Below are 25,020 nucleotides of genomic sequence, written 5' to 3' on the forward strand. Positions count from 1 at the left end.
AAGTCCCGGAAGGTGCAATTTATTGACGGAGTAGCCGAGCTTCCTCCATGGTAATGCTCATTTTTTCCGAGCCAACACTACATATCCTCCAAATTAAACTCTCGCAGTGTCACCAATTCTTTTTTTCCCCTGTTCCCCTTCTCCGTGTGGAATTTTCCGTTCTCATCCGTGTATCTTACAATGTAGTCACCCGTTAGCAAGTTATAGTCTTGTTCATCGGCGTTTTCGAGGGTGTTTGTTAAGGTGTGATACTCCCCGAATGTTGCGCCGATCAGGCACCAGTCATCATCTTGGTATCTAAATCGGTATTTATTATACCATCGCCAATTGCTTCCGCCGTATTCACTTATCAAGACGGATCCCCGATTAATCGTCAGACTTTCAAAAGGATCTCCCCAAGCCCCTCCCTCATCCGCAGCTAATAGGACTTGATCTGCAATGATCGAGAGAGAATACCCGTTATTTTCTGTACCAAATGCAATCATTAACGACCGCGGGGGAGCTTCATCGGCTGTGCTCGTATCCTTCATAATTATAGCTGCTACATCAGAAATTCCATCCTTGTTTAAATCCCCTTCTGCTTTGGCTGGCTCTCCTTCGTTAATCTCAAATAGACTCCACCCGGAAGGAATGATGTACTCGATGCCCGAATTAATCGGTTCGCGGATCACCTCGGTAACTTCATTCTTCGGTTCAGGTTGATCATCCGAAATTTGCGAATCCTTTGAGACAGTCGAACCGATCGTTTTGTCAACACTTATGCCGCATGCAACTAATGACACGAATAAGAGAAGGGATAGGGATAGGGTGTATAATACTTCCCATCTCAAATGGCTTCAATCCTTTCTATTCAAAAGGTGACTTAACTCTTCAAATAAGTAGAACATGTGATTGCTATATGTACGATTCCAAAGATGGTGCAGGGAATGAGGACGATATAATTCTTTAACCAAAGCCCGGCAAATTAGAAATATAACGGAGGCATGGAAGCAATTCCTCCCCCTCTAAAATGTGTTCCACAAACACGTCGAGTCAATCAACTGTTAGTTGTTTGCAGTTCCTATTCCAACCTTCTTTTCCTCAGTTCTTCAACTACAGGTCTTACTGGAGGACTGATCTTTTCCGGTAATTTATCGATATCAAAAAAGCGAGCCTCTTTTCCTTCATTATTCAATCTTACTTCGCCCTGATAAGAATCACTCTTGAATACAATATCCACATTGTAAACTTCATCCCCGTTTGGATATTTATAATACAATTCTTCTCCGGAAAAAACAGCAAACAAATTCAGATTTTCTATAGTTAGTCCTGTTTCTTCAAAAGCTTCCCTTTCGGCTGCCTCCTCGACCTTCTCGCCGAGCTCAATTGCCCCTCCCGGAAAACACCAGCTATCGTTATCCGTCCTATGTAGCATTAAAACTTGGCCTGTCGGATTATAAATAATGACACTAGCCCCGCACATCAAAATGGGGCGATTACCAACGAATTCCCGCATGTCTTTAATGTACTCTTTCATAGCCGTCACCTCATATTTAATCGTATTATTCAGTCTCGCTAATCCCATAATTGGTCTAACTTATCAGAATAATATAGAACAGCCTTTTTATACGACTGAATGCCCTGATCGTTACTTGTTTCCGCCAGCTGTCTTAGTAAAATTTCAATTTAATACATACGTATAAATATGGAATGAAATTATCCGTAATAAACCACTTCCGTTCCGGCAATGAGATCATGAATCGATCTTTTATCTTCTCTGAGCCCAACCATTAGCGCGCTGATAATGATGCCGATCCCAAAGGTCAAGCCATAAATTATACCTGCAACTACGTTACGTAATAACATTGTTCCAAACCCGGGGGAAGAATGATCCTTCACTTTTCTAATTTTGATCCCGCACATACGCTTTCCAATGGTATATCCACTCCAAACAACAGGCAGCAATAAGTTATACAAAAAGGATAGAAGTTCCGTTACATGTTCCCCATCGGTTTCACCAGTAATGATATAAAAGATTATTGCTAAGGGTATGCCGACAATGATTGCATCTAATAGCGTCGCCGCCGGGTTTTCTTGAATAAACGATTTATGGGCTGCTCACTTGGCTTCCGGTGCTCATGGCTGACCTTGTTTGGGTATAGACCGCAGGATCACTCCCGCTATACGTTTTTAATTCTTCTCCAAATTAAATTAATTATAAAATAAGATAAACCATCTTCATTTACACTCATACCGTCTATGAATTCGTAGAATCCTCTCAATTCTTCATCTATTTCATCATAATTAATTATAGCGATATTATTTAGTTGCCTGTACTCTTTAATTAAATTTGGCACTTTGTTTACATCGGAGAGTTCATAATTATTTCGTATATGCATACCTAATGAAAAGTGTAAACCAATAGTATTCTCCAAGTTAATCATTTCTTTTTTTGCGGTTTCTGATAAATCATAGTTTATGATGTAATCAACTATTTCGTTTATTGAATCAATAACCATCTTTTCTCGCATTCTTTTCTTCACTCTATTCGTTTATTTGTTTTCGCGAAAATATAACTTATCTAATCCTTTATTATATAATTCTGGTTGTATGGCTGGGTAAGTCAATTCGCTTGGTAACCCTTGCATGATTCTTATTTCCCCTATCTCACTCACAGAAGGCAATGGACCAAGCTCTAAAACTTCCGAATAATATAAAGCACCATAAGATTCATCGTCAATACCGCGCTTTACAGAATAAACACACAATGGGGATAAATTATAGGTCAACGCACCCGTTTCTTCATACAGTTCTCTCCTTGCCGTGTTTTCAATAGATTCGTTCGGTTCTCTCCTTCCACCGGGAATCTCCCAAGTTTGTCTCTCCTTATGTTTTACATATATCCACTGATCATTGTATTGGGTTAAAATAACTGCAAAGTTCAGCTTCTCATCATCTATGACGTCAAATTCATAAAAAATCACTTGCATAAATATCGCATCTCCTCAATTATTGGACAAAGTTAATACTCCAGTTTATAAACGACCTCCCCATCAATCACCCGGCCATCTGCTACAAAGCCTAATTTTTCATATAGTTGCTTTGCCCAAACATTTTCCGGTTCAAAGCTTATGTATATATTCCGATGTTTTACATCTTCTTTAATCCGTTCAATGAGACTCTCCATTGCAGCTTTTCCATAGCCTTTTGACTGATGCTTAGCATCTATCATTAAACGATAAATCCAATATTCGTGATCCTCTTCATCGATACAATACATCGTAAATCCCACTAGAACACCATCGTGATAAACAGCTAAGCAAACGCATTCCGGAAATGCCTTAGCCTGTGCAAGCGAAAACAAATTTGAAGCTACAAAATCCCTTTGTTCATCAGCCACACTCAACTTAATGACATCAAAAAAATTGTTTCGATCTATTTCCTTCAATGTAATCATACATGCTCTCCTTTTCTCATTATGTCGATCGTTATTTTTTAATATCGAATAACCCTCTGCCAATCAAGTTTGCAGTAACCGGCTTCTTTCCGATTTCTCGTGACCATATAGACAAATGACCGATATGGTGGATCTCGTGGGCAATAAGATGCCGCATTACTTCGCCGTAATTATGGGCTTCTCGTTCCCCTTCATCCGTAATATCAATCATAATGCAATCTTCCAGACTTTCATTCCAATTATAGACAAATGGAGCCAGTTCCACATGGCAACGGGCAGAAAAATCTTTTATTTGCTGCACACTGGCCACTTCCTCGAACGGAGGGATTTCAATCGTTTTTTCTTGTATTCCGCCGCATATCCAGCCATACTCGACTGCCACAATGTGATATAACGTAGGAAGGATATATCCTATGCCGCCGGTGCGTCTTTTTAACAACTCTTCATCGCTCACCGTATCGCACCAGTCAAACCAATCTTTGCGAACTTGCCAGTTATACTCGAATAGTTTCAGCATATTACAGTCCCCCTAAGTTATAAACTTTGAATCTGGTGTTATACGATGTGTACCTAACTTTACTTCACTTTCTTCGTTTCTTAACAATTGAGACTAAAATATAAATAGCAAATATTAACATAGCAAGTATAATTAATTGAAGAATTACATTCTCCCAAATAATACTCATAACTCTTCCTCCGATCCTTTCTGGTATATCGAATGATTTTACTATATTCAGAAACGACCCAGCCTAGATAGCTCTTATCTTAGGCTGGGTCGTTTGTTGTCTGTTATATCTTCCTAGATTATACATCTGACAACCGAAGGATGTAAGCCCTGATGCGTAAATCCAATAAATCTCTGTTTCTTTGATTCAGCTTCATTAATATATTTTTATATCCCAAATAGATATAGGCTAAAGGTACAACGCCAGTCCCCCTCAGAATCGTAAAAATGAACCTTCTCATTAGTCCGAACAGATCATTCGGCAGGCTCCATAGTTATGATAATCTAGTTTTTGATAGATTAATTCGGGTAATAGGCAATTTGCTTAGGTGGACGAAACTTAAATGAATGGAGTAGAGAACCGAGTGAAAACCATGGCAAGTATATTAGTTTTAGCGGTTTGTTTGTCGTTAATGAACGTAGTCCCTTCCCCGGTTCATGCGGATAACGGCCATACAAAAGCATTATGGGTTTGGGATTTTTATGAAGCGGCTTCCGATTCCAACGAGATTACACAGTTATTACAGTTTTTGAATGAACATGATATTAACTTATTGTTCATCGGGACAAGAAAGACATTGCCGGATCAACCCGCAACTTACGAGGAACTGATCACAAGAGCGCATGAAAACGGAATCCGCGTGTTTGCTCTTGTCGGAAGAGCCAACTGGGCACTGGAAGGCCATCATCGCGAAGCGCTGCAGGAACTTCGCCAAGTGCTTTCCTTTAATATGTCCCACCCGTCCAGCAAATTTGACGGAATCCAATATGACATTGAACCGCATACCTTGCTTGAATTTAAAACGAAAAGAGGCTCCGTTAGCTACCAATATTTACAGATTCTGAAGAGAATAGCGAATGAAATTGCTGCAAGTGATGATCATTTGGAGTTTAATGCAGCGATCCCGTTCTGGTATGCATCAGGTGAGAACCCGGTCATTGTAGAAACCGGCGGGGAGAGAAAACCGCTAAGTTATTTTGTACTGGATATTGTAGATACCGTAACCATTATGGCCTATCGTGACACGGCCGAGAGACAAATCGCTTCATCCATGGCGGAGATCGATTATGCGGCGAGTATAGGAAAGAAAGTTTACATTGGCGCGGAGACCAGTCCTCCCAACGGCTACACCATCCCGAATGAAATTACGTACTATCACAAAGGCTTTGATTATATGAATCAGCAATTAAATACGGTCATTAATTTTTTGGCGAACCATACCGGGTTTAGCGGCATCGCCATCCACAACTACCCTACGCTAAAAGAAATGATGCAAAATAATTAAGCAAACGGCCCGTCTACTATCCTTGCGGAGAGAAGGCGGGCGCCATCATGACTCCTCTGTTTGCAGACATACTTATTTTTCTACATATAGCGGCCATTCTATAACATGAATTACTCAACTGTTTCTATTGACTCCACAATATTCATCTTAGCAAGCCTTTTTAACGGAATGTAAGTTGCTATTAAGCAAGCGACAATTGAAAGGATAGCCGCTTCCACAATGGAAATAATAGGCATGGATACAAGCTGTATTATGTCTGTGCTGGCAGAATTAACAAAAATCGTGCAAATATATCCTAGAATACCTCCGATTATCGAAGCTATGATGCCGTAATAGACACCCTCCCAGAGAAAGGTTTTATATAGACTTCCTGCGCTCATACCAATAGCCCGTTGAACACCGATTTCTATCACTCTTGTATGAATATTAGTGTATACCGTGTTAATGATATTTAGAATACCAATAAAACCAACAAACAAGATCAACCCCCATGCAAGCAACCTGATTTGTTCGTAACTTTCCTTAAGCTGCTGGTCTGTATTGGCATAAGAAAGCCATGTCCCGCCGTTTCGACTGCAGAGCTCTTGTATCGCCTGCTCTATGGAAGGACGATCTGCATCCTCTGTAAGCGTCGGGTAAAGCTCTGTATATTGGCTTTTTCCCGTAAGTTGGTCATATACGGAATCAAATACTACAACCTGAACTCCGTTGATAAATCCCTCATTTTCAAGTGTTATAGGAGAATCCAGCAGAGCGATAACTTTCAGAGAAGTTCCGTTTATAGAAAGATTATCACCTACCGATAGGGCGGTGTTTTTCATTTCTGTACCCTCAAAGAAAATAGGGATTGGATTTTGAACCAAACATGCCGTACCGTTCTTTAACGCTTGCAAATCTGATTCGGGAAGCGTAGAAACCAAATCTGTCAATCGCACTTCGTCAATGCCGACAATTTGGAAACTTTCGCCCGGTTGTGGAATAAAAGACGTTTGTATGTCTTTCAGTTCTCCATTTTCATCCTGCTGATACATGCTATATTTCAAGGTGGATATTGACTGAATGCCTGGATTGTTTTTCAATGCAACCACATCCTTCACGGAGAATCCAACGGTCTGGCTGTTCATGGAATAATCCCCAAGGTGCATCCTCTGAATATCTTCAGAGGCATCCAAAAGCCCGGAAAAGCTTTGCAATGCCACAAATACCGTGATACTCATAACAAGAGAGAGGATAGTAATTGCTGTTCTGCCCCGATTTCGCTTCATGTTCATACGCGCATAAAAAGCTTCAAAATTGCGGATGCGTTTGACTTTCCTGTTTCGCCGTTTGATGCTGGCCGTTTGCCCCAACAGGGCAATCGTAGGGGATACTTTAGCAGCGTAGCGGGCAGCAGGTATAGCGGAGATAAAGGCAAACAACAGCGTAATGCCTACGCTTATCAGCAGTGGAATTGCTTTGCTTCCCGCATTTTCAGCGATCATTGCCGCAACCTCTGTTTCAGAGCTTGCTAGAAATAAGTCGGGGTTGAAAAAGCTACTCGCCGCTATTGTAATTCCTTTGGTTGATAATATCCCAAGCAAAATACCGATGGGAATGCCCATCCCGCATAAAATAGTAAGCTGTGAGGAAACAAGAAGATAAAGCTTGCTTTTTTCTGCACCGATAGCCCTTAAAATGCCATATTCTTTTACTCGCTTTGTTACGGCAATTCTCAAAATATTGTAAACCACCAGCCCGGAAGCAAGCAGAACAAGCAGACCAATTAAAATGCCAGCCAAGGTCATATAAGAAAAGCCCGAATCGGTTTCAACTGTTGATTCTGTCCGATACTGAATTCCTGCCGTGGAAAGCATCGTATCGTTATATTGGATGCAGTATTGCGGTATGGCATATTGTGCAGCTAAATCATCTACTACACTTTGAAATGACTTTTTGTCAGTGGTACGAATGTCAACAGAGTACAGCATATACTTATCGGGAAGTACCTTTTCAGCTGTGCCCGTACCGACAATACCGAGAACGGTGCCGCTTACATAACCAATATAATTCGACTTAAGAATGCCTGTCAGAATAAAGTTGTTCGCATATTCATAGCCGGCCTCGGTATCCCGCAAGAGGGAAATATGAAGGTCAAGGGAAAGGGGATCGCCAAGTTCGCCTTGAAATCCGAGCATATCCAAAACATCCTGTGGTAAAGCGATTTCTCCCGCCTTTTCGGGGAGCCGGCCGTTTTCAAGCTTGGCGTCCGATGGATAGGCAGAAAGAGCATTTCCCGAATATTCCCGCAGTAAAATAGATATTTTACCGTTTGCTATATCCGCAGTTCCAATCGAAAGGGTTCTTTCTGCGTAAGAAAGCCGGGAATCCGCCGATAATTTATTTGCCTGTTCTTCGGTCATTTGATGAAATGTTGCATATCGGTTTCCATTAAGGTTAATTGCCTGACTTTGCTGCATGGCATTTAAAATCCCAATGGATTGGCCGATTACGGTTGTCATCATGGTAGATAGAATAACTGCAATTAAAATCAAAACAGAGGTGACTTTTTGCGCCCATAACTCTTTCAATGCAAGGGAACGGTATGATTTCATCTTGCCGCCACCTCCGAAAGAACACCATCCACAATGACAAACTGTCTATCCGCCATCGTGGCAATACGATTATCATGGGTGATAATAACAAGGGTTTTTCCCATTTTGCGCTGTATGTTTTTCAGCATTTCCATTACTTCGCCGCCGCTTTTACTGTCAAGGTTTCCGGTTGGTTCATCAGCAAAGATAATGTCCGGCTGGGCAATCAGGGCACGAGCAATGGCAACACGCTGCTGCTGACCACCCGACAACTCATGAGGTAAGTGGGTCAATCTGTTACTGATGCCAAGCCAATCAGAAAGCTGTTTTAGATATTTTTCATCAGGCTGTTTCTTATCAAGCAACAATGGCATGATGATATTTTCTTTTGCCGTCAGAACAGGGAGCAGATTAAATTGCTGAAAGACAAAGCCAATGCTTTGTCTGCGAAAAGCCGAAAGCTCTTTGTCGCTAAAGCTATAAATTTCTTTCCCGTCATAGGTAAGGCTGCCGGATGTGGGTTTATCAAGTCCCGAGAGCAGATGCAGTAATGTGCTTTTTCCGCTGCCGGAAGGCCCCATAATGGATATAAAATCACTTGCCGCAATTACTAAGTCAACCTCATTCAAGGCAACAACCTTATTTTCACCACTGCCATAAATCTTTGAGAGCTCTTTGGCTTCAATGATCATAAAAAAACACTCCCCTTATTTTTGATTTAGGGAGAGTGTAAAATATAAATCTCAAGTATCTCTCAAGATTTCAAAACAAGAAAACAAGCCGTCACTTTCGCTCCGAGTTCGGTGTTTTCTATTTTAAGATTTCCCCCATGCTTTTTGCAAAGCAGAGAGCATACATAAAGTCCCATGCCAAAATGCTCTTGTTCGTCCCGGTTATCATCCCTTAAAAATGGACTGATTCCTTTTTGAAGAATAACAGGCGGAAAGCCGTTTCCATCATCAGACACACCTACTGCTATTTTTTCATTATCGTAAGACAGTTTTATATAAACTGCGGTTTTGGCATATCGCAGCGCATTGTTGACGAGGTTCTCTGAAACATTTTGAATCATTGCTTGGTCAACAAATATTTCTTCATTTGCTCCACAGCAGGAAAACTTAATTTCTTTTTCTGCCTTACCGTTTAAAAATAATAAGCTCTGTTCCAGTTCTTTTGAAAGCACCGACCAACTGGTGGCTTGCGGAGCATACGTCCAGTCCTCTAGCTTTTGTGCGGTGGACATAGCTTCTACATAGTTCTCTATCCGGGCGGTGTACTGTGTAATCAAAGAGAGCGATTCTTTTACACTGGAACAATCAAGCTTTTCTTCGGTTAAATTCTTTTGCAATAATTTAGCGCATCCTTTTAGAACAGTTACGGGATTTCTTAAATCATGGGAAAACGCAGCGTTTAACCGTTTTCGTTCTTCCATTTGCCTCCAAAGTTCTTTGTTATTATGCTTAAGTTCCAAGCGCATTGTTTCAAAAGCGGAGCAAAGCGCCCCGAGTTCATCACCCGAATATTTTTCAACGGTAAAATCCAAGTCTTGCTGCTGAATCCGTTCTGCGCTGTTTTGTAAAATGGCAAGAGGCTTTTTCAGCTTGATGCGATAAAACGTAATGTCAGCCAATATCAAGGATAAGACAACAAAGAAAATGGGTAGTGCAAATTGCAGTATATTTACCAAGAGATATTTTGCGTTATGATGGTCTCCTACAGTGCCATTATGATAGGAAGAAATAAGCTCGTCATTTTCGTCTATCGACATTTCATATTGGGGATATACTTCAACCTTGCTTCGGAGTTCAACACATACCATAAAAGAAACAGCAGATAACAACAGACCAACACATAGAAAGAGTGCGCTAATCACAAAGAAAGACTGCCTTAAGCTTCGATTCTTTAACCATTCCATTTATAGCCCACCCCCCAAACGGTTTCTATATAACTGTGCAGTGAGAGTGCAGCAAATTTCGCTCTTATTTTTCGAATATGTTCCATAATCGTATCGCTGTTTCCATCGCCCTCAAGCCCCCATACGAAACTGTATATCCGTTCCCGGTCAAACACCTGTCCTGCATTGGTGGATAGAAGTTCTACGATGTCAAATTCTTTTTTTGAAAGTTCGGCAACAGAATCCTTTAATGTGATCTGCCGCTTTGAGTAGTCTATCACCATATCCCCGAAGAAACGCACAATTGAATGCTCTTGCCTGCGATTCTCACGTCTTAAATGGGCTGCTACCCTTGCACCTAATTCATCAAGGTCAAAAGGTTTTACAATATAGTCGTCTGCGCCTGCACGAAATCCATTGATCTTGTCACTTGTTTCAATACGAGCAGTCAAGAATAAAATCGGGCATGAGATGTGTTCTCTAATACGCTGGCAAACAGTAAGGCCATCTATATCAGGCATATTGATATCCAGCAAAATAATATCCGGGTTGTGCGCAGCTTTTTGTAACGCTTCATTTCCGTTGAAAGCAGTGTAAACCAAGTAACCTGACATTTCAAAATAGTGCTTCATCAGGGTGACAATACCTTTTTCATCGTCTACCAGTAAAATTTTTTTATTCATATCAACGTCCCCCCCTTCCACAGAGTAGTTTTTATTATCTCAATTAAATCTCAAGATTTTCTCAATTCTGTTTTCCTCATAGAGCTTATGTATCCTACGTCTGGAAATTCCCCATTTATCAGAAGCCTGCTGTACGGATTCGCCATAGACAGCGGAAACTTGATTTATTTACCAGGCATTATTGTGGAAGATTTTGCTCATGTGACTTACTACGCTCCAGTGGATGTGTCCGTGAATAACGTGGTTGTCGCCCTTTTTCCAATTTCCATATTCCACTGAAAATCCATGCATAGTAGAACTTCCTGCTGAAGGATCGGCGACATGTATCCTAGTACTCGTAAAAATCAAACTATTACCATGCTCTAATGGTCTACACCATTCTTAAAAACTGCAATACACTATATCAACCTTAAAAAAGGAGTGATATAGTTGGCAAACAGTGATGTACGTCTTGCACTTTGGTCAGGTACTAATTTTTCTGGTCGTCGGATCCTCTTCAGACGCGGAGGGGTTGCAGTTCGAGATCTTGGAGCGTTTCGGTTTAACAACGCACTTTCAAGCTTCCGACTCAGAAATGTTGTGCAAAGCTCTCAAGTAACGCTGGTGCTGTTTTCGGGAATTAACTTTCAGGGGTCTTTCCGTGTATTCCGAGGCAGTCAAAATGTGTCTAACTTGGGCAATTTCAACTTCAACAACGTCACATCTTCGTTCATTTTGGTTGGCCGCAATCTTACGAACTCGGAAATATCTCAAATTCAAAACACTGGAAGACCACCTAGCGACATTCTTAATATAAGACAATAAATTAAAATCGAGTGTCATCACTTCTCTGAAAATCAACCCGACTAGCTAGGAACCCGAATAATAGCCCCAGCTTAGATAGTTTATATCTTAGGCTGGGGCTTTTTACCGTCTTATCCTCTTCCCTGATTATACTTCTGACAACCATTACAGTCACTCACGTCTCCACCAGCACGCTCCCCAAGGAGATCGCTTCTTCCATCAACGGGCTCGGCGTTCCAATGCTATACACCTGCAAATGGTGCATGGCCCGGGTGCAAGCGGTGTAAAACAATCTCCGCAAGCTTTCGTCTCCATAAACGCGTATGGATGCATCATATACGAGGACTGCGTCAAACTCGATGCCTTTAGCCAGATATGCCGGGATAACCACCACGCCCTGCTTATATTCGATCGAGTCGCGCGTCACAAGCTTAAGTTCTTCGATCTCGCCCAATGCCTCATATGCGACCGCGCTCTCCGCCGCGGATTTGCAAACGATCGCGATCGTGGTATAACCCTGGGCCTTTAATTCGGCAACTTGGTTCGTTATCCGGTGGCGTAATGTCCCGAGATCTGCCAATACCGTCAGCACCGGCTTATTTCCGCTCCGTTCGAACGGCTCGATCTGGTCGCCCCCGGAAATAAGGCTTCGCGTAAATTCCACGATGGGTTTGGTCGACCGATAGCTTCGTTTTAAGATGATTGCCTCCGTTTGGTCTACCCCGTAAAGGCCGGTTAGCACGTTAAAGTCAACCGCTTCGGCGGCATGGGCAAACACTGCTTGATGAAAATCGCCGAGTACCGTTATTTTTGCTACTGGAAACAGTCTTTTGATGAACTCGAACTGGAGCGGCGAATAATCCTGCGCTTCATCGATGAGGACGTGCCGGATCGAAACATTACTCTGAAATCCGTGAATGAGCTCCGTCAACAACAAAAACGGGGTCGCATCCTCATATAACAGCTTGTCTTTGTCCAGATTTTTCACCGTCAGCCGGCAAATGTCCGCCCATGCTTCCGGAACTTCCCCTTCCAGCCATGATCCTGCATGCTGCGGTTCTTCGAATAACCGTTTATAAACCTCTGCCAGATCGACGAACTGAAGTGAAGATATCTCTTCGCGCAGCGGCTTTAATTTCTTACGCACGATCATCCGTTCAAGTTCCGCAATTAGGCGCTCCCCTTCGATATCTTCCTCCGAATCTTCACTCAAGCCTAGCTTTTTCCGAATCCGGGCATAGGCCTGTTCATATTGCTCATTGCTGAGGAGCTCAATTGCATCCTGTACCCACGGCTTGTGCCGCTCCAGCTTCTCGACTTCTTTGACCCGCTCGTTCAGCCACGCCGTCAGCCGCTCAATCCTCCTGGAAAAACGAACCGAAGCGTCGCCACCGTAGAATTTTTCCGCCATTTCCTCAGCAGAAATCAGCGTTTCCCCTCGGAACTGCAAACTTTTGAACCGCATGCCGCCTTGTTCCAGTGAAGATCGGTATGCCTGGATCAATTCGAAAAATGACACCGACGCCTTAATCCGGATCGCAGCCAACCGGGTCCGGTACTCAGGGTCTTCTGCGGCCGTGAGCACATACTCCAGCTGTCCGTAAGGATCTTCGACCTCATACGTGTCGCTTAACCTGTGATCCAAATACTCCTGGAAGGTCACTTGTTGCATGTTCTCCTCCCCAAGCTCGGGCAGCACGTTGGAGACGTAGGATTTAAACATCGCATTCGGTGAAAATAGAATGATCTGATCTGCCGTAAGACGATCCCGGTACTTATACAGCAAATAGGCGATGCGTTGCATAGCCGCGGAGGTTTTGCCGCTGCCGGCGGCACCTTGGACGATGAGCAGGCGACCGCTGTCCTGCCGGATAATCCGGTTTTGCTCCTGCTGGATCGTCGCAACGATACTGCGCATGTGTTTGTCTGCGGATTGGCCAAGCACCTGCTGCAATACCTCGTCCCCGATCGTCAAGGAGGTATCGAACATCGATTCGATCTCTCCCCGGCGAATGAGATACTGCCATTTCTGCTTCAGTTTCCCGGTGATCTTGCCGCCGGGCGTCACATATTCGGCCGGGCCGGGAGTATAATCATAATACATGCTGGATACCGGCGCCCGCCAATCATAAATTAAAAAGTCGTCCCCGCCGGGGTCCATTAAAGAAGAGACGCCAATATAAATCCGTTCGACTCCCGGGCCTCCATCTTCAGTAAAATCAATCCGTCCGAAGTAAGGATTCTCCTGCATACGGCGCAGCGATGTCAAGCGTTTGGAAGATTGGCGGTGGCTGCTTTGACTCAGCGACAGGACCTCAGCCTGTTGTCGCAAGCTGATAATCGTTTCAAGCAAATCGTCGAAATTGTCCTGATTGACCGTAACGTCCTCCCAAAAATACTTGCGGATATCGACGACCTCTTTCCGTTGCCGCGCGGCATCTTCCTCCACCTTGCCGATTTGCTCGGCGAGGATCTCCATGACATGATTCAAACGCTCCTGCTCCTGACGAAGTTCCTTGGCCATCGTAAGCACTCCTTTTTTCAAAAAAATAGGGGTTGACTGAAGCTGGTTTTTTTTGTACAATAAAATTAGGAAAGTTATAACCAATTTCTAATTATTTGTACGCATGCTATTTCACTATAGCACGCTTTTTTTCGTTTATCAATACCCCTAGACATACACAAACCCCGTCTCCGCTGCGATCCAGGGCGATTGACGGGGCTTATTATTACGGAACGTATCTCTCAACTATTGCCGATAATTTGCTATTGATGATCTCAACATAGAACGGTTTTGATGAGAACTCCGTAAAGTTTGTACTGAAAAACTCATAGTCTACATTCTTATATTTCGTTGTAAACTCATCAAATTCTATTAAGTATATTTCCAGTTCATTTGATAAATCATATTCAACAAAATCTTGATCGATATATTCTTTTACTTGTATGATTGCTTTGTCGTCATATTCAAAAACAACTTCTTGAAAAGACACTTTATCTTGGTCAATTTGTAAATATCCTGACTTTAAATTCTCGAACTTAGTTTCAATGTCTTCAAAGGGGATTAAGGTGTCTTCATTGTTGTCCGCCCTTGTCTCCTCACTTCTGCCACAACCACTAACCGTCGATAATACGAGTGCTATGCTACAAATCAGTACCAACATTTTTCTCATAGAACATCTCGCTTTCATATACGGGTTCTCCGTAATTGAATTGAACCTCCTCGTTATTTATAATCTTCTATTTCTCTTTTCATCTATATATAGATAGAGCTTCTATTCCACGAATTAGTAACTTAATTAATACATATAAAGCGTAAAGACCAAGTAAGATAAATAATCCATAAATAATAAACAATCTAGTTTTTCTTATATTTCTTCAACTATAGATTTCCCCTTCGACCGATCTTTGCAAGTCCATTCCCATTCTTCATGCATCCTTATTTTCCCGTCCTCCAAGATCTCCGGCTTCGACTTGCACACACCGGTCATGATTTCATTCTTATCATTGATATGATGATATCTCATATCCAGACAGCCATTAGTATCAACTAGCGCGATTAGATGTCCGGATATTATTCCGCCTCCCGAATAATCAGCCCAAACCGTATTATCGTTCTGAAAATACTTAAAAATAGTCTCCCGGTTCACTTCTCCGTTGTCCGTATTATTGACGGTTCTGAAAATCCTGCCGTTGTAATTTATAGAATTTATAATCATTCAACTCCTTTAAGGGTAAGCCTACTTGGTAGTTCTTTGTCATTTATCCAAGCATCAACCATCTTGTTAAAAAACTCAGGTTCGGCAAGGGAAACCCCGTGCCCCATCTTCGGTATGAAAACAGCTTTACCATTTGAGGTTTTTCCTAATATGTCTAGCGCAGATTTCTTCATTATTTTTTTCTCTTTATCACCAACGGTTATTAGAATTTTAGATTTAGACATCCTGAATTCTGCCGGTATACTAAAAGACATGTTTTCTTCAAGAATCTTAATGAGGGTGTTAAAATCCATATTACAAGTTTCCTTATAGTACGTCTCAAAGTATGGTGCTCCAATATATAACTGCTTTGCTTGAAGCTTCGAAAAAGTTCGATTTTTTGTCAGCCTGTAAGTTAACCGGACCATAGGTTTAATAATTTTATTGGCCCATGGAATAGGTCTGACAAGTGCACTATTTATTATTGAATAATCCGCTATCTCCGGCTTCATGCTTAGTAATTTAATGGCTACTTGTGCACCCAAAGAAAATCCGATTAGAATAACTTTTTTACCTTGCGCCTTAGTTTGAATCAGACCGAATATATCTTCGGCACTATCCTTGATAGTGAAGTCCGGGCTGGGACTCAAGCCATGGCCAGGCAGGTCAGGAACTAAACAGTGGTAATCATGAAAGTACTCGACTTGTTTCTCCCACATCCAACCGCTTACCCCGCCCCCATGGAGGAAAACAATAAGAGAAGCTTCCGGATTTCCCGACTCTTTATAAGATAACTTCACTAAAATCCCCCCTTTAAACACCATACTAGCGCAAAGTAAAATCAATAGATTTTACCAGTTCAGGTCCGATCTTAAAATATAGAGTCTGGTTGTTTTCTCCAATCCCATTTTGTTGCACACATACAAAGCCATTGCTTCAACAACATTTTCCTCAATAAACCCTTCCACCGTTTGATATCCGGAACTTGGATCTTGGTTCAAAAAGCTTGCATGATTAAGATATCATTGCTGATTCTGCTTATTTCATCTTGTAACTCATCCGTGTTGTATGGAGGATGAAACATTTCATGAATCGCAATATTTAAAGTGGTTTCTTTAGTGAAGGCGATATCAGAAATGTACCGGAGACCACATAACTTAATACCATGTGGTGAAACAAAAGAACCTAGGGTATAAAGTTATTTCCTGGAGATTATGGGTTGATCCTAGCATTCTTGATATTTCAGAATTAAGATCAAATCTTGAAGTGAATTGTTTTATTTCATCTATCCTTTCATCAATCATTGGAAGTCTTTCCGCTTCCCAATATTCTTTAAAGCCGTTTTGTTCTAACTCCAAAAATAAAGGGTATCAATTAATAACATCTAGAAGTAATTTTCGCCCTGATTTATTCGACATCTCTACATAATTCTCTCCCTAAAAACTCAAACTTTCCTTCCGCTTACTACGAAAGGCTTCGCAGACTTAGGGCCGCCAGTCCCGGCGTAAATGCGGTGTTATATCATCTCTGAAATACTAAAAAAAATCTACCGTGCTTTAAGTATTGTGCTCAATTTAGTCGTATCATTCCCGTTCCCGCATTCACGAGCCCAAAAGGCTTAATGAGTCTTTGCGGTTAAAAGATTATTCCAATGAATACAAATAAAATATTCAATAAAAAATGCATGATCGTAACGGGCAATAAACCCTGGGACCTTATCGCAACTCCGCCCATAAACACTCCAAATACTGAAAAAATCGCACAGATAAACCATGGTATTCCAAGAGAATAATGATAAAATCCAAATCCTATACTGGTAATAACAAGTCCGAACTTCTCACTTAAATCGCTTACTATTCTGCTGAGTATATAGCCTCGCCATAATATTTCCTCTAATATTGAATTGACTATTGAAAATGTTACTGCGTACAGAAGCAATAAAACAATGTCCGATTGTTTAAAATCTATAATAAAACCAAAAGAAGAAATAATTATAATTGAGAATATAACCAAAAGTCTCCATATGGGGTCCTTCAGCACTCCACTCCAGATAAAAGGAAAATAGATTGTGTTTCTAAAGGATCCCATCGACAGAAAACTTGTTTTCGGTTTCTTTATTATATTCATTATGAAAAACGGCAGGATGAATCCCAAAAGACTAAATCTTGATAAGATTATGCTCCATTCAGTAGATAGGTTCCAATCATAAACAAAAGATCGCAAAAAAACTGAAAACCCATAGCCAATTATGTAGAGAATACTCGTAAGATAAATATCCTTAGTATCGAGTGTTTTATTCAAATATAGAATCAAAAGTAATATCCCTAACAATAGTCCAAGGAACCAAGGTAAAACTTGAATTAAGATAACAGTTGCTATAAATGCAAGCACGGATGAATATTTTAGAATAAACTTATGCAAAAGTGACAAAAGGTTTTCTCCTTATACATTAAATTAGGTTCTCCAGGAATCTCCTGGCGTTCTTATTTTCACGAAATGCCCCGATGCGAGAATGCGATATTACATTATATCGGTGACTCCATCGAATCGCTTACTAATATAGCCTCTTTGTATAACTCTCTTGCAATGCACTTGATACTTGATCTTCTGATAATCCTAATTGCTTGGCATGTTTTGATATCATTTGAGCTATATTGGGTAACTCCTTTTTGTCTATCCAGGAATCCGGATCCCACAAACTCGATCTTTTAAATGCCTTAGCACAATGAACATAACATTCTTCAATAATAATGCCTAATCCAAGCAAAGGTGTCTTCCCCTTGACTTGCATATGATTTAATAGCTGTTTTCCTTTTATTATCTGTGCCCTCCCATTTATTCTTAAAGTCTCTTCAAGTCCTGGTATCACAAAAATCAAACCTACTCTTGGATTTTTTAATATATTTCTCATAGTGTCGATTCTTCGATTGCCAGGCCTTTCAGGAATAACCATTCTCTTATCATCCAAAATATATACAAATCCCGGCTCATCTCCGCGTGGAGAAACATCGCAAAATCCTAGGTCATCTGACGAAGATATAAACAACAATGGAGAAAGAGAAATAAATTCCTTACAATGAGAGTCCAAATAATGAATGACTTTATTTTTTACAAGCTCACTTGGATATCCAATTAATTCCCTGATCTCATCCTCCGACTTAACAATATCATCAAAATCGAGCATCCAATTCGCTCCAATCCTATTTATTGTAACCCTGCACAAGTTCCTTTATATCCAATGATACTTGAACTCTCCAATTAATAACTACATTTAATTTAAAATAGTCCACGTTTTTAGGAGTTGGAAGCCAAGATTTTGCCTCTTGATCATAGAATGCTCTTAAATCAGCTTCCAAATGAATCGTACTTCTGCATATTTCCACCCAATATTCTCTGCATTCACGAAACGACCCAGCCTTATATAGCTTCTATCTTAGGCTGGGTTGTTTGTTGTCTTATCTTCTTCCATGATTATACATCCAAAACAACTAAAGGGTGATAGTCACGATGCATGAATAAGGTATTATTACTTCCTCTTCCTGATTACCTCTTCAATCACCCTCTTTAAAGAGGAACCTGCACGGTTCCAAGAAAGGCTAAGTACATCTTTACGACCGCGCTGTCCTTTCATCAGACATAGTTGAGGATTTTCATAAGCTCTTCTCATCTGTCGTTTTAAGTTTCCCAGATCCGCCTCAGCCCACAGCTGGCCCTTTTCCGAGAACAAGCTGCGAAATTTGTGCGATATGGAAGATTTACGATTCAGGCTGACAGTAGGAGGACGCAATTTATATTTTACTAGGAAAGAACTACGTTCTGTGAGATAGTCCATGTGTCCTCCCCAACCTGTTGTAATGACAGGAACGCCACTGGCAAGCGATTCTAATAACGGCAAGCCGACTCCTTCACCTCGCGTGGGAAGAACAAAAGCATGCCCCTTGGCATAAATGCTTCTAAGAGACTTAGTAGTTAAATAACGGGTCGATATCTCGATTGGGGCTGTATTTTTGCTAATGTTCAGTATCGCTTTATAGGCATGTATTTGCCTACGTATCCATTGTTCATTCTCGTTGGACGAATATCCATTTGTTTTGATGATTAGTCGTACATTATCCGCTGAGGAAAATTCCTCCCAATAAGCCCTCAATAGAGCTTCGGGATTTTTGCGGTGTTGAAATCCGAATATTGAAATAAAGGTGAATTTCTCTTTTGAAATTTTAGAAGGCATTCTCTTCTTAGTGGGTTTATACATTTGCGAATGCACACCATGCGGAACAATATAAATGGGAACTTTAATTCCGCTATTAAGCATAGCTTGCTTATTCTGAAGAGAAGGCACACATACGGCATCCGCTTGATTGATTGGCCTGATCCACCTTTGCGGGATACGAGTCGTCTCCCAAACCGTGTTTATAATTATTTTCCCGTAACGTTGTCTTTCCTTCTCAATGTTAAGCGTACTGGGTGAGTGATGATAGATTAGAACCTTTCGATTCTTCGGGAAGTGAGTGTTTTGTTCCCTGAGCGTAACGTTCACCCCTTGTGCTCTCAACGCCCTCACATATCCCCTGCTGGCAATTCCAAGACCCGAGCGCCTGTTGACAGGCCCTTTCCAAACGACCTGATAGGAGGATGTCACCTGCTGCTCACTCCTGTTTTTCTGACATAGCCGTTCCGTTCATGGAACGAGAGCGATCCGTATTCAATGGGATGCTGCACGTATTTTCTAATGCCATCTATAACATACGGAAGCGTCTCCAGATCCTTCTCAATGACTGGAATTAGTACATTTATTTGGGTCCTGCTTGATTCAACCTTTCCCTTGACAGGCATACGTTCAACTCCATTTACAAAAAGTGTTGCAATAGGATATGCGAGTGCACAACAAAAGCGATGGGCACCCACCTAAATAAATGAATCCAAATGTGCGTTTGCCCATAACAGAATACCGGCATATTCCATAATCTAAATTAACTTAGTTTAGTTAAGGAGATGCTTATGGAAATTCCAATTACGGGTTTTGTCCATTGTTCAGGTAATTCTGACGGTCAGCATTCGCATAAGCTGTATATCACCTCATGGAACGGAAGACCTGTTCATGTTCATTCATTTTCAGGCGTTACTTCCTTTGATGTTGGTCACGCACATAAATACGCAGGAGTTACTGAGCCGGCGCCATCCGGTGTGCCGCATGTTCACGAGTATATAACTGAAACTACGTTCAATGACGGCCACACGCACCTAATAAGGGGTACCACTGGAAATGCGATTCCTCTGCCTGGGGGAGATCATTTTCACTATTTTGAAGGCATCACTACAGTAAACGGTAGAATTCCGCATGCGCATGCATATCAGGGAAGAACCGGGAAAGAGGATTAAGAATTAAAGTGTTTTCCTGTGTAAGCGAACGTTCTGCTAATTCAGATCAACCGTCCGATTCAATATCCCCTTGACTTTGATCAAAACGGGATTCGGGTCATCCCGCTAGTCTCCAGCAGCTTCTCATTGGCTTCCTTGTTTGCAGCGGGTTTATTGGACATTAAATTTAACTAACCTTCCAATTGTTCAAATTCTTCTTTGGTCATGCCAAAGAGAATTTCATTGTGATATCGGCCGTTGGAATAAACGATTTCTCGGCGAATCCCTTCTTGAACACAGCCTAATTTCTTCATCATCATCGCCGAGGCATCGTTTCCTTCAAGCACGGAGACATTGAACTTATTCAGTCTGCGCTCGAAATAGGCGTATCTTAATAGAATTCTCATAGCTCTGGTGCCATGACCTTTACCCCGGTGATCTCGATTGATCTGTATGCCAATGCCAAAGGTCCCGTTTCTCTCGTCAATACCGCAAAGATTAATTCCACCCAGATTTTCGCCATTTAAAGTTTCAATGGTAAACATGATTCTCTCGTTACTCTTGGAAAAATCCGCAAATTCTTCGGCAAAACTTTTGGCTTCAGCGATCGTGGGAGGCAGTTCCACTACATAATCAAGCAACCTGCGTGCGGGGGTGTCAAAACGATTGTTATAATGTTCTTCCCAGTCCTCGGGTTGCACAGCCCGCAGACGAACTACCCCATCCTGCCAGAAATAATTATCGAAATTATTATCCTTCATGGAAATCCCTCCAGCTATATTCTCTGCGCATTTGTTGCTTGACCATTGAATAACCGCCTTCTAGAAACAACTCGTTCCGTGTCATCACCCCGATCACTCCTTTCCAAATCTTGGCTTCTTCCACGGATTATACATCCGACTATTGAAGGAGTATATGTCATCCTCGGTTATAATTCTTTTTTCCCCGGACCACAGGTACCATGGCGTTAGGATTAAGCTCCTTTGGACGTATTAAGAGTTGCCGGACAATTCCTTCAAGATCTTCTCTTTTAGCTCCGGACTGCATTGATCCAACATTTGATATAGTTTTGCGGCAAATAAAGAAACATAGGAAGGGTCGATCTTGGCGCTCTCCTCAAAAAAACCTTCCGGGTATTGATGGACTGCCAAATCCCTTTCATCCACTGCACCCAAATACTCGAATACGTATTGAAAAGATTGATCTTGAATCAGTTCATCAACAACCTGTTCAATTCTATCCCGGCTTACACGATCTACGATAATTAAAGGGCTGCTCCCGCACCAGTACGTTCCGTTCAGGCAATGGCCTTTTTCCCTGTAATCCTGTCTTATGGACTCGTTACGCTTCCAAAATAAAAGGGCAGCCAATGCACCCTAGGGTCAGTGGCTGCCTCTATTTGGGGTTATCCAAAGAATAAATCAAGAATGTTCGATCCCGCCGACGATTGTTTATTGTAGAACTCCGAGTATCCGCAATTCCCGCAGTACACAACGATAAATTGATTGTGCTGAATATCGAACATTTTGGATAGGCCCGTGCCCGTCATGGCGACTTCTTTTGTTTTTGCGTCCCTGCTCCCGCATTTGATGCATCCTTTATCACTCATCATCTTTCACTCCCTGTACATGATGATTTCTAATACGTAAGAACCGTATGTTAAGTTGCATGAATGACTAGTGAAAAGAAATCTTCGTGTTGCATTTACACCATCGTTTTATTGACCGCTTTGATGTAGCGGGCCCTGACAATCAGAAAATACACCGCCTGGACGGCGAGAAAGGCCGCCGATGCGGTCAACACAGGAACATAAACGGGACTCATCGAATTCATCATCTCCATGACCGGCCCGAGTACCACCAACGACTGAAGCGTTGCTACCGCGATCGGGATAAAAAACAAAACGGCAATCTGAATGGTCGCCGAAACGTTCATCTCCCGGCTGCTGAGCCCGATTTTCGACAAGGAGCGATACATCACCGCGTCGGCGGTCAGCTCCGTATGCAATTTAAAATAGAGAAAGCTAGCGGAGGAAACCGAGAATATCAGCGCGATAAATACACCGATAAAACTAAAAAGCGAGAAGGTTTGTTTAAAGGTATAGTAATTTTCCGCCCGGGATTGCAGTAAACCTCCATGATCTCCGCTTCGGCTCCACTCGGTCAACTCAACGCCCAGTTTCGTTTCGGCATCCTCCTTGCCTGGAAGCTTGCCGGAATCGGGAACCATAAAGACGGTGTTATTTTGAACGTAACCTCCCCCGGCCTGATGTTCCTGCTCCAATCTCTCAAACACCTCGTCCTGGACAACCAGAAGCTTCCCCCTATAGGATAACGAAGCGGCTCTGTCCGTACGGGAAACAAACTGGAACGGATACGTCGATTCCGCTATCCGTACATTCAGGGTATTCCCTTGAGGGGGATACTTGCGTTCCGTTTCCGGAGATTGTATCATAACCGATTCGGTTTCGCCGAGTTGATCCACCGGGTCGATATTCATGACCGATGCCAAGCGGTTAAACTGACTTTGCGAAATCAGCATGGTCTCCTCTTTCCCCGCCGCGTAGCTGTTGTCTGAGATCAAATCCGCTTTCGCCACGCGATATTTCATGCCTTCCGTACGGAGGGATTGCTCGATGTAGGCCAGATCGTCCCCGGCCTTCGTTTTATCCCCGTCACTGTAAGTCGTGTACCTAAAATTGAACGGGTTGCTCATATAGGAATCCCTGATCGACTGCTGGGAAGCCAAAACAAATCCGGTGCTCATACATGCCAAAGCGACGACGACAGTCACAAGAAAAAGCATGCGCGCGTTATCCTTCAATTTATAGCTCATCTCGGAGATCCACAGCAGATTCGTGCCTTTCCAGGCGGCACTGCGGCTGCGCTGCAGCTTTTTTACAACCCAGACGGATAACTGGGAGTAGAAAAAATACGTTCCGGCAATCCCGGTGACGGCCGCAATCATAAGTCCGATCTCATCGAGTTTCTTCCCGTGAAGCGCCCAATACCCGGTCGAGAGTAGGGCGATGCCGAGCAGGAAAGTAAAAACGTTCGCTTTCGGTTCTTTCTTCGGCTTGCTGCTTCCCGTGAGCAAATCCAGAACTTGACGTTTACGAATAAACATCAATGTAAACATGGAAATAAACAGAAACAGCAGTATAAACGCGCCGGCGGTCAGCAGAATCGCTTTTGCGGGCCAGTAAAAGGGCAAGTCATCCATATCGATCATCCTAGTGCTGACGAGCAAAAACACTTTGGACAACATCAGGCCGGCCGCGATTCCCGTTAAGATAGCCACGGCGCCGATTAGTATATTTTCAAGGAAGATCAACAGGTTGATTTGGCGGGATTCCGCACCCAGGATCGTCAGGATGCCAAATTCGCGGTTGCGCGATTTCAGAAACACGCTGATGGAATACATCACGAAAAAGAAGGCGAATACATAGACGATGGCGGTCGCGATACTCATGCCAATCCGGGTCATGCTACCCATTTCGGAGTTCGCGATCTTCGGGTGGTAAACAAACACGGCATACGTGAAAAAAATCATGACCATAAACGAGCTGCTCAGCAAATAGGCGACATAAGCTCGCGCATTGCGGCGGACGTTGTTAAACGCGAATTGAGGAAAGTTCACTCGTATTCCCTCCCCAGAACGAAAGCATATCGATGATTTTTTGAAAAAAAGCCTGACGGTTCTCGCCGCGGTGAATTTCAGCCGCCAATTTTCCGTCCTTGATAAAAACGATGCGGTTGCAGTAACTGGCGGCCACCGGGTCATGCGTGACCAGCATCAACGTCGCTCCGTCCTTCTCGTTGATCTCGGCCAGCGACTCCATGACCGCCCGCGAGGATTGGGAATCCAGCGCGCCGGTCGGCTCGTCCGCCAACAGCAGCAGGGGCGATCCGATAATGGCCCGGGCAATCGCTGTTCGCTGCCGCTGGCCTCCCGAAATTTCGTAAATGCGCTTGTTCAAAATGTCGCCGATGCCAAGCTTGGAGGCCGTTTGCTTAAGCAGGCCATCCACTTCTTTTAACGGGCGTCTGTCCAGCGTGAGCGGCAGGACGATATTCTCGGCGACGGTAAGCGTATCGAGCAGATTGAAATCCTGAAAGACGAAGCCGAGCTGTTTGCGGCGAAAATGGGCGAGCTCCCTTTTTTTCATGTTATACGGATTATGTCCTCCGATTCTGACTTCGCCCGAACTGGGACGATCGATGGTCGATACCATGTTCAGCAAGGTGGTCTTCCCGCTCCCCGACGGCCCCATGATGCCGACAAATTCCCCTTTGCGGATCGTCAGATGAATATCGGTCAGGGCGTGCGTTGCGACTTTGCCCGTATAGACTTTGTTTAATGCTTTCACTTCGAGAATATCCAAAGTATGAAGCAACTCCTTTCTATACCGTGTTCAAATTATACCCTAACTTTACGACAGTTCATCTTTGGGTTGCCATCGGTTTAGGTGAACCGATCCTTACATTTGCGATAAGGGTATGTTCGCTTTTTTGTTCGCTTAGCGCCTAATTGCTGAAATTAAGAGCCATTTGTGCCCCTATTTCTGCGAATTTGCTTTTTCTCCGTA

The 25,020-nt window shown here is 42.6% G+C and carries 26 protein-coding genes; 3 read left to right on the forward strand and 23 right to left on the reverse strand.

The window, feature by feature from the left end; translation table 11 throughout:
* Nucleotides 1-77 precede the first annotated feature (77 nt).
* The 7 genes from DFP94_RS08420 to DFP94_RS08450 all read right to left on the reverse strand — a co-directional run bounded on the left by DFP94_RS08420 (nt 78) and on the right by DFP94_RS08450 (nt 3,953).
* Nucleotides 78-830, reverse strand: a complete 753-nt coding sequence (locus tag DFP94_RS08420) for a hypothetical protein (protein WP_114496027.1) — start codon at nt 828-830, stop codon at nt 78-80.
* A 230-nt stretch (nt 831-1,060) separates the two neighbouring features.
* On the reverse strand, nt 1,061-1,516 hold the full coding sequence (locus tag DFP94_RS08425; protein ID WP_114496028.1) for an NUDIX hydrolase: 456 nt from the start codon (nt 1,514-1,516) through the stop codon (nt 1,061-1,063).
* A gap of 179 nt (nt 1,517-1,695) precedes the next feature.
* On the reverse strand, nt 1,696-2,079 hold the full coding sequence (locus tag DFP94_RS08430; protein WP_114496029.1) for an RDD family protein: 384 nt from the start codon (nt 2,077-2,079) through the stop codon (nt 1,696-1,698).
* Nucleotides 2,080-2,159: 80 nt separating this feature from the next.
* Nucleotides 2,160-2,498: a hypothetical protein gene (locus DFP94_RS08435; protein WP_220270898.1), complete on the reverse strand. Its 339-nt coding sequence runs from the start codon at nt 2,496-2,498 to the stop codon at nt 2,160-2,162.
* Between the two features lie 33 nt (nt 2,499-2,531).
* Nucleotides 2,532-2,969: an NUDIX hydrolase gene (locus DFP94_RS08440; RefSeq protein WP_114496031.1), complete on the reverse strand. Its 438-nt coding sequence runs from the start codon at nt 2,967-2,969 to the stop codon at nt 2,532-2,534.
* Between the two features lie 32 nt (nt 2,970-3,001).
* Nucleotides 3,002-3,436, reverse strand: coding sequence for a GNAT family N-acetyltransferase (locus tag DFP94_RS08445; protein ID WP_114496032.1), 435 nt, complete (start codon nt 3,434-3,436; stop codon nt 3,002-3,004).
* 31 nt (nt 3,437-3,467) lie between these two features.
* Complete coding sequence (locus tag DFP94_RS08450) at nt 3,468-3,953, reverse strand: DinB family protein (RefSeq protein WP_114496033.1); 486 nt, start codon at nt 3,951-3,953, stop codon at nt 3,468-3,470.
* 551 nt (nt 3,954-4,504) lie between these two features.
* Between DFP94_RS08450 and DFP94_RS08455 the strand changes: the two genes are divergently transcribed.
* Nucleotides 4,505-5,446: a TraB/GumN family protein gene (locus tag DFP94_RS08455; protein ID WP_114496034.1), complete on the forward strand. Its 942-nt coding sequence runs from the start codon at nt 4,505-4,507 to the stop codon at nt 5,444-5,446.
* A gap of 110 nt (nt 5,447-5,556) precedes the next feature.
* Here the strand turns inward: DFP94_RS08455 and DFP94_RS08460 are convergent, their stop codons facing one another.
* The 4 genes from DFP94_RS08460 to DFP94_RS08475 all read right to left on the reverse strand — a co-directional run bounded on the left by DFP94_RS08460 (nt 5,557) and on the right by DFP94_RS08475 (nt 10,593).
* Complete coding sequence (locus DFP94_RS08460) at nt 5,557-8,037, reverse strand: ABC transporter permease (protein ID WP_114496035.1); 2,481 nt, start codon at nt 8,035-8,037, stop codon at nt 5,557-5,559.
* A complete protein-coding gene (locus DFP94_RS08465; protein ID WP_114496036.1) occupies nt 8,034-8,708 on the reverse strand; it encodes an ABC transporter ATP-binding protein in 675 nt (224 codons plus the stop codon). The genes DFP94_RS08460 and DFP94_RS08465 overlap by 4 nt, the downstream gene beginning before the upstream one ends.
* A gap of 62 nt (nt 8,709-8,770) precedes the next feature.
* A complete protein-coding gene (locus DFP94_RS08470; RefSeq protein ID WP_114496037.1) occupies nt 8,771-9,931 on the reverse strand; it encodes a HAMP domain-containing sensor histidine kinase in 1,161 nt (386 codons plus the stop codon).
* A complete protein-coding gene (locus DFP94_RS08475) occupies nt 9,919-10,593 on the reverse strand; it encodes a response regulator transcription factor (protein WP_114496038.1) in 675 nt (224 codons plus the stop codon). Before DFP94_RS08475 ends, DFP94_RS08470 begins: the two co-directional genes overlap by 13 nt.
* 429 nt (nt 10,594-11,022) lie before the next feature.
* Here DFP94_RS08475 and DFP94_RS26395 point away from each other — a divergent pair, with 429 nt between their 5' ends.
* Nucleotides 11,023-11,397 (forward strand): hypothetical protein, encoded by a 375-nt coding sequence (locus tag DFP94_RS26395; RefSeq protein WP_114496039.1) that lies wholly within the window; start codon nt 11,023-11,025, stop codon nt 11,395-11,397.
* A 154-nt stretch (nt 11,398-11,551) separates the two neighbouring features.
* Here the strand turns inward: DFP94_RS26395 and helD are convergent, their stop codons facing one another.
* The 7 genes from helD to DFP94_RS08515 form a co-directional block, all read right to left on the reverse strand.
* Entirely contained in the window at nt 11,552-13,900 is a 2,349-nt protein-coding gene (helD, locus tag DFP94_RS08485; RefSeq protein WP_114496040.1) for an RNA polymerase recycling motor HelD, read from the reverse strand.
* Nucleotides 13,901-14,105: 205 nt separating this feature from the next.
* Nucleotides 14,106-14,567 carry a hypothetical protein gene (locus DFP94_RS08490; protein WP_114496041.1) on the reverse strand — a complete coding sequence of 154 codons (462 nt, stop codon included), beginning with the start codon at nt 14,565-14,567 and terminating at the stop codon, nt 14,106-14,108.
* Between the two features lie 177 nt (nt 14,568-14,744).
* Entirely contained in the window at nt 14,745-15,095 is a 351-nt protein-coding gene (locus DFP94_RS08495; protein WP_114496042.1) for an avidin-fold protein, read from the reverse strand.
* Entirely contained in the window at nt 15,092-15,874 is a 783-nt protein-coding gene (locus DFP94_RS08500; RefSeq protein ID WP_114496043.1) for an alpha/beta fold hydrolase, read from the reverse strand. The genes DFP94_RS08495 and DFP94_RS08500 overlap by 4 nt, the downstream gene beginning before the upstream one ends.
* Before the next feature lie 835 nt (nt 15,875-16,709).
* Nucleotides 16,710-17,504 carry a CPBP family intramembrane glutamic endopeptidase gene (locus DFP94_RS08505; protein WP_114496044.1) on the reverse strand — a complete coding sequence of 265 codons (795 nt, stop codon included), beginning with the start codon at nt 17,502-17,504 and terminating at the stop codon, nt 16,710-16,712.
* 124 nt (nt 17,505-17,628) lie between these two features.
* Entirely contained in the window at nt 17,629-18,258 is a 630-nt protein-coding gene (locus tag DFP94_RS08510) for a pyridoxamine 5'-phosphate oxidase family protein (protein ID WP_114496045.1), read from the reverse strand.
* A gap of 342 nt (nt 18,259-18,600) precedes the next feature.
* Entirely contained in the window at nt 18,601-19,713 is a 1,113-nt protein-coding gene (locus DFP94_RS08515; RefSeq protein WP_114496046.1) for a glycosyltransferase family 4 protein, read from the reverse strand.
* 359 nt (nt 19,714-20,072) lie between these two features.
* On the opposite strand from DFP94_RS08515, the gene DFP94_RS08525 reads away from it, so the two are divergent.
* A complete protein-coding gene (locus DFP94_RS08525) occupies nt 20,073-20,453 on the forward strand; it encodes a YmaF family protein (RefSeq protein ID WP_114496048.1) in 381 nt (126 codons plus the stop codon).
* A gap of 170 nt (nt 20,454-20,623) precedes the next feature.
* Here DFP94_RS08525 and DFP94_RS08530 read toward each other — a convergent pair whose 3' ends face one another.
* The 5 genes from DFP94_RS08530 to DFP94_RS08550 form a co-directional block, all read right to left on the reverse strand.
* Entirely contained in the window at nt 20,624-21,193 is a 570-nt protein-coding gene (locus tag DFP94_RS08530; protein ID WP_114496049.1) for a GNAT family N-acetyltransferase, read from the reverse strand.
* A 231-nt stretch (nt 21,194-21,424) separates the two neighbouring features.
* Complete coding sequence (locus DFP94_RS08535; protein ID WP_114496050.1) at nt 21,425-21,802, reverse strand: hypothetical protein; 378 nt, start codon at nt 21,800-21,802, stop codon at nt 21,425-21,427.
* A 35-nt stretch (nt 21,803-21,837) separates the two neighbouring features.
* On the reverse strand, nt 21,838-22,041 hold the full coding sequence (locus DFP94_RS08540) for a zinc ribbon domain-containing protein (protein ID WP_114496051.1): 204 nt from the start codon (nt 22,039-22,041) through the stop codon (nt 21,838-21,840).
* 95 nt (nt 22,042-22,136) lie between these two features.
* The gene (locus tag DFP94_RS08545; RefSeq protein WP_114496052.1) at nt 22,137-24,071 is read right to left on the reverse strand and encodes an ABC transporter permease; all 1,935 of its coding nucleotides are present in this window, start codon (nt 24,069-24,071) and stop codon (nt 22,137-22,139) included.
* Nucleotides 24,046-24,816: an ABC transporter ATP-binding protein gene (locus DFP94_RS08550; RefSeq protein ID WP_114496053.1), complete on the reverse strand. Its 771-nt coding sequence runs from the start codon at nt 24,814-24,816 to the stop codon at nt 24,046-24,048. Before DFP94_RS08550 ends, DFP94_RS08545 begins: the two co-directional genes overlap by 26 nt.
* Nucleotides 24,817-25,020 lie beyond the last annotated feature (204 nt).

The organism is Fontibacillus phaseoli (genome assembly GCF_003337355.1).
GTDB classification, from domain to species: domain Bacteria; phylum Bacillota; class Bacilli; order Paenibacillales; family Paenibacillaceae; genus Fontibacillus; species Fontibacillus phaseoli.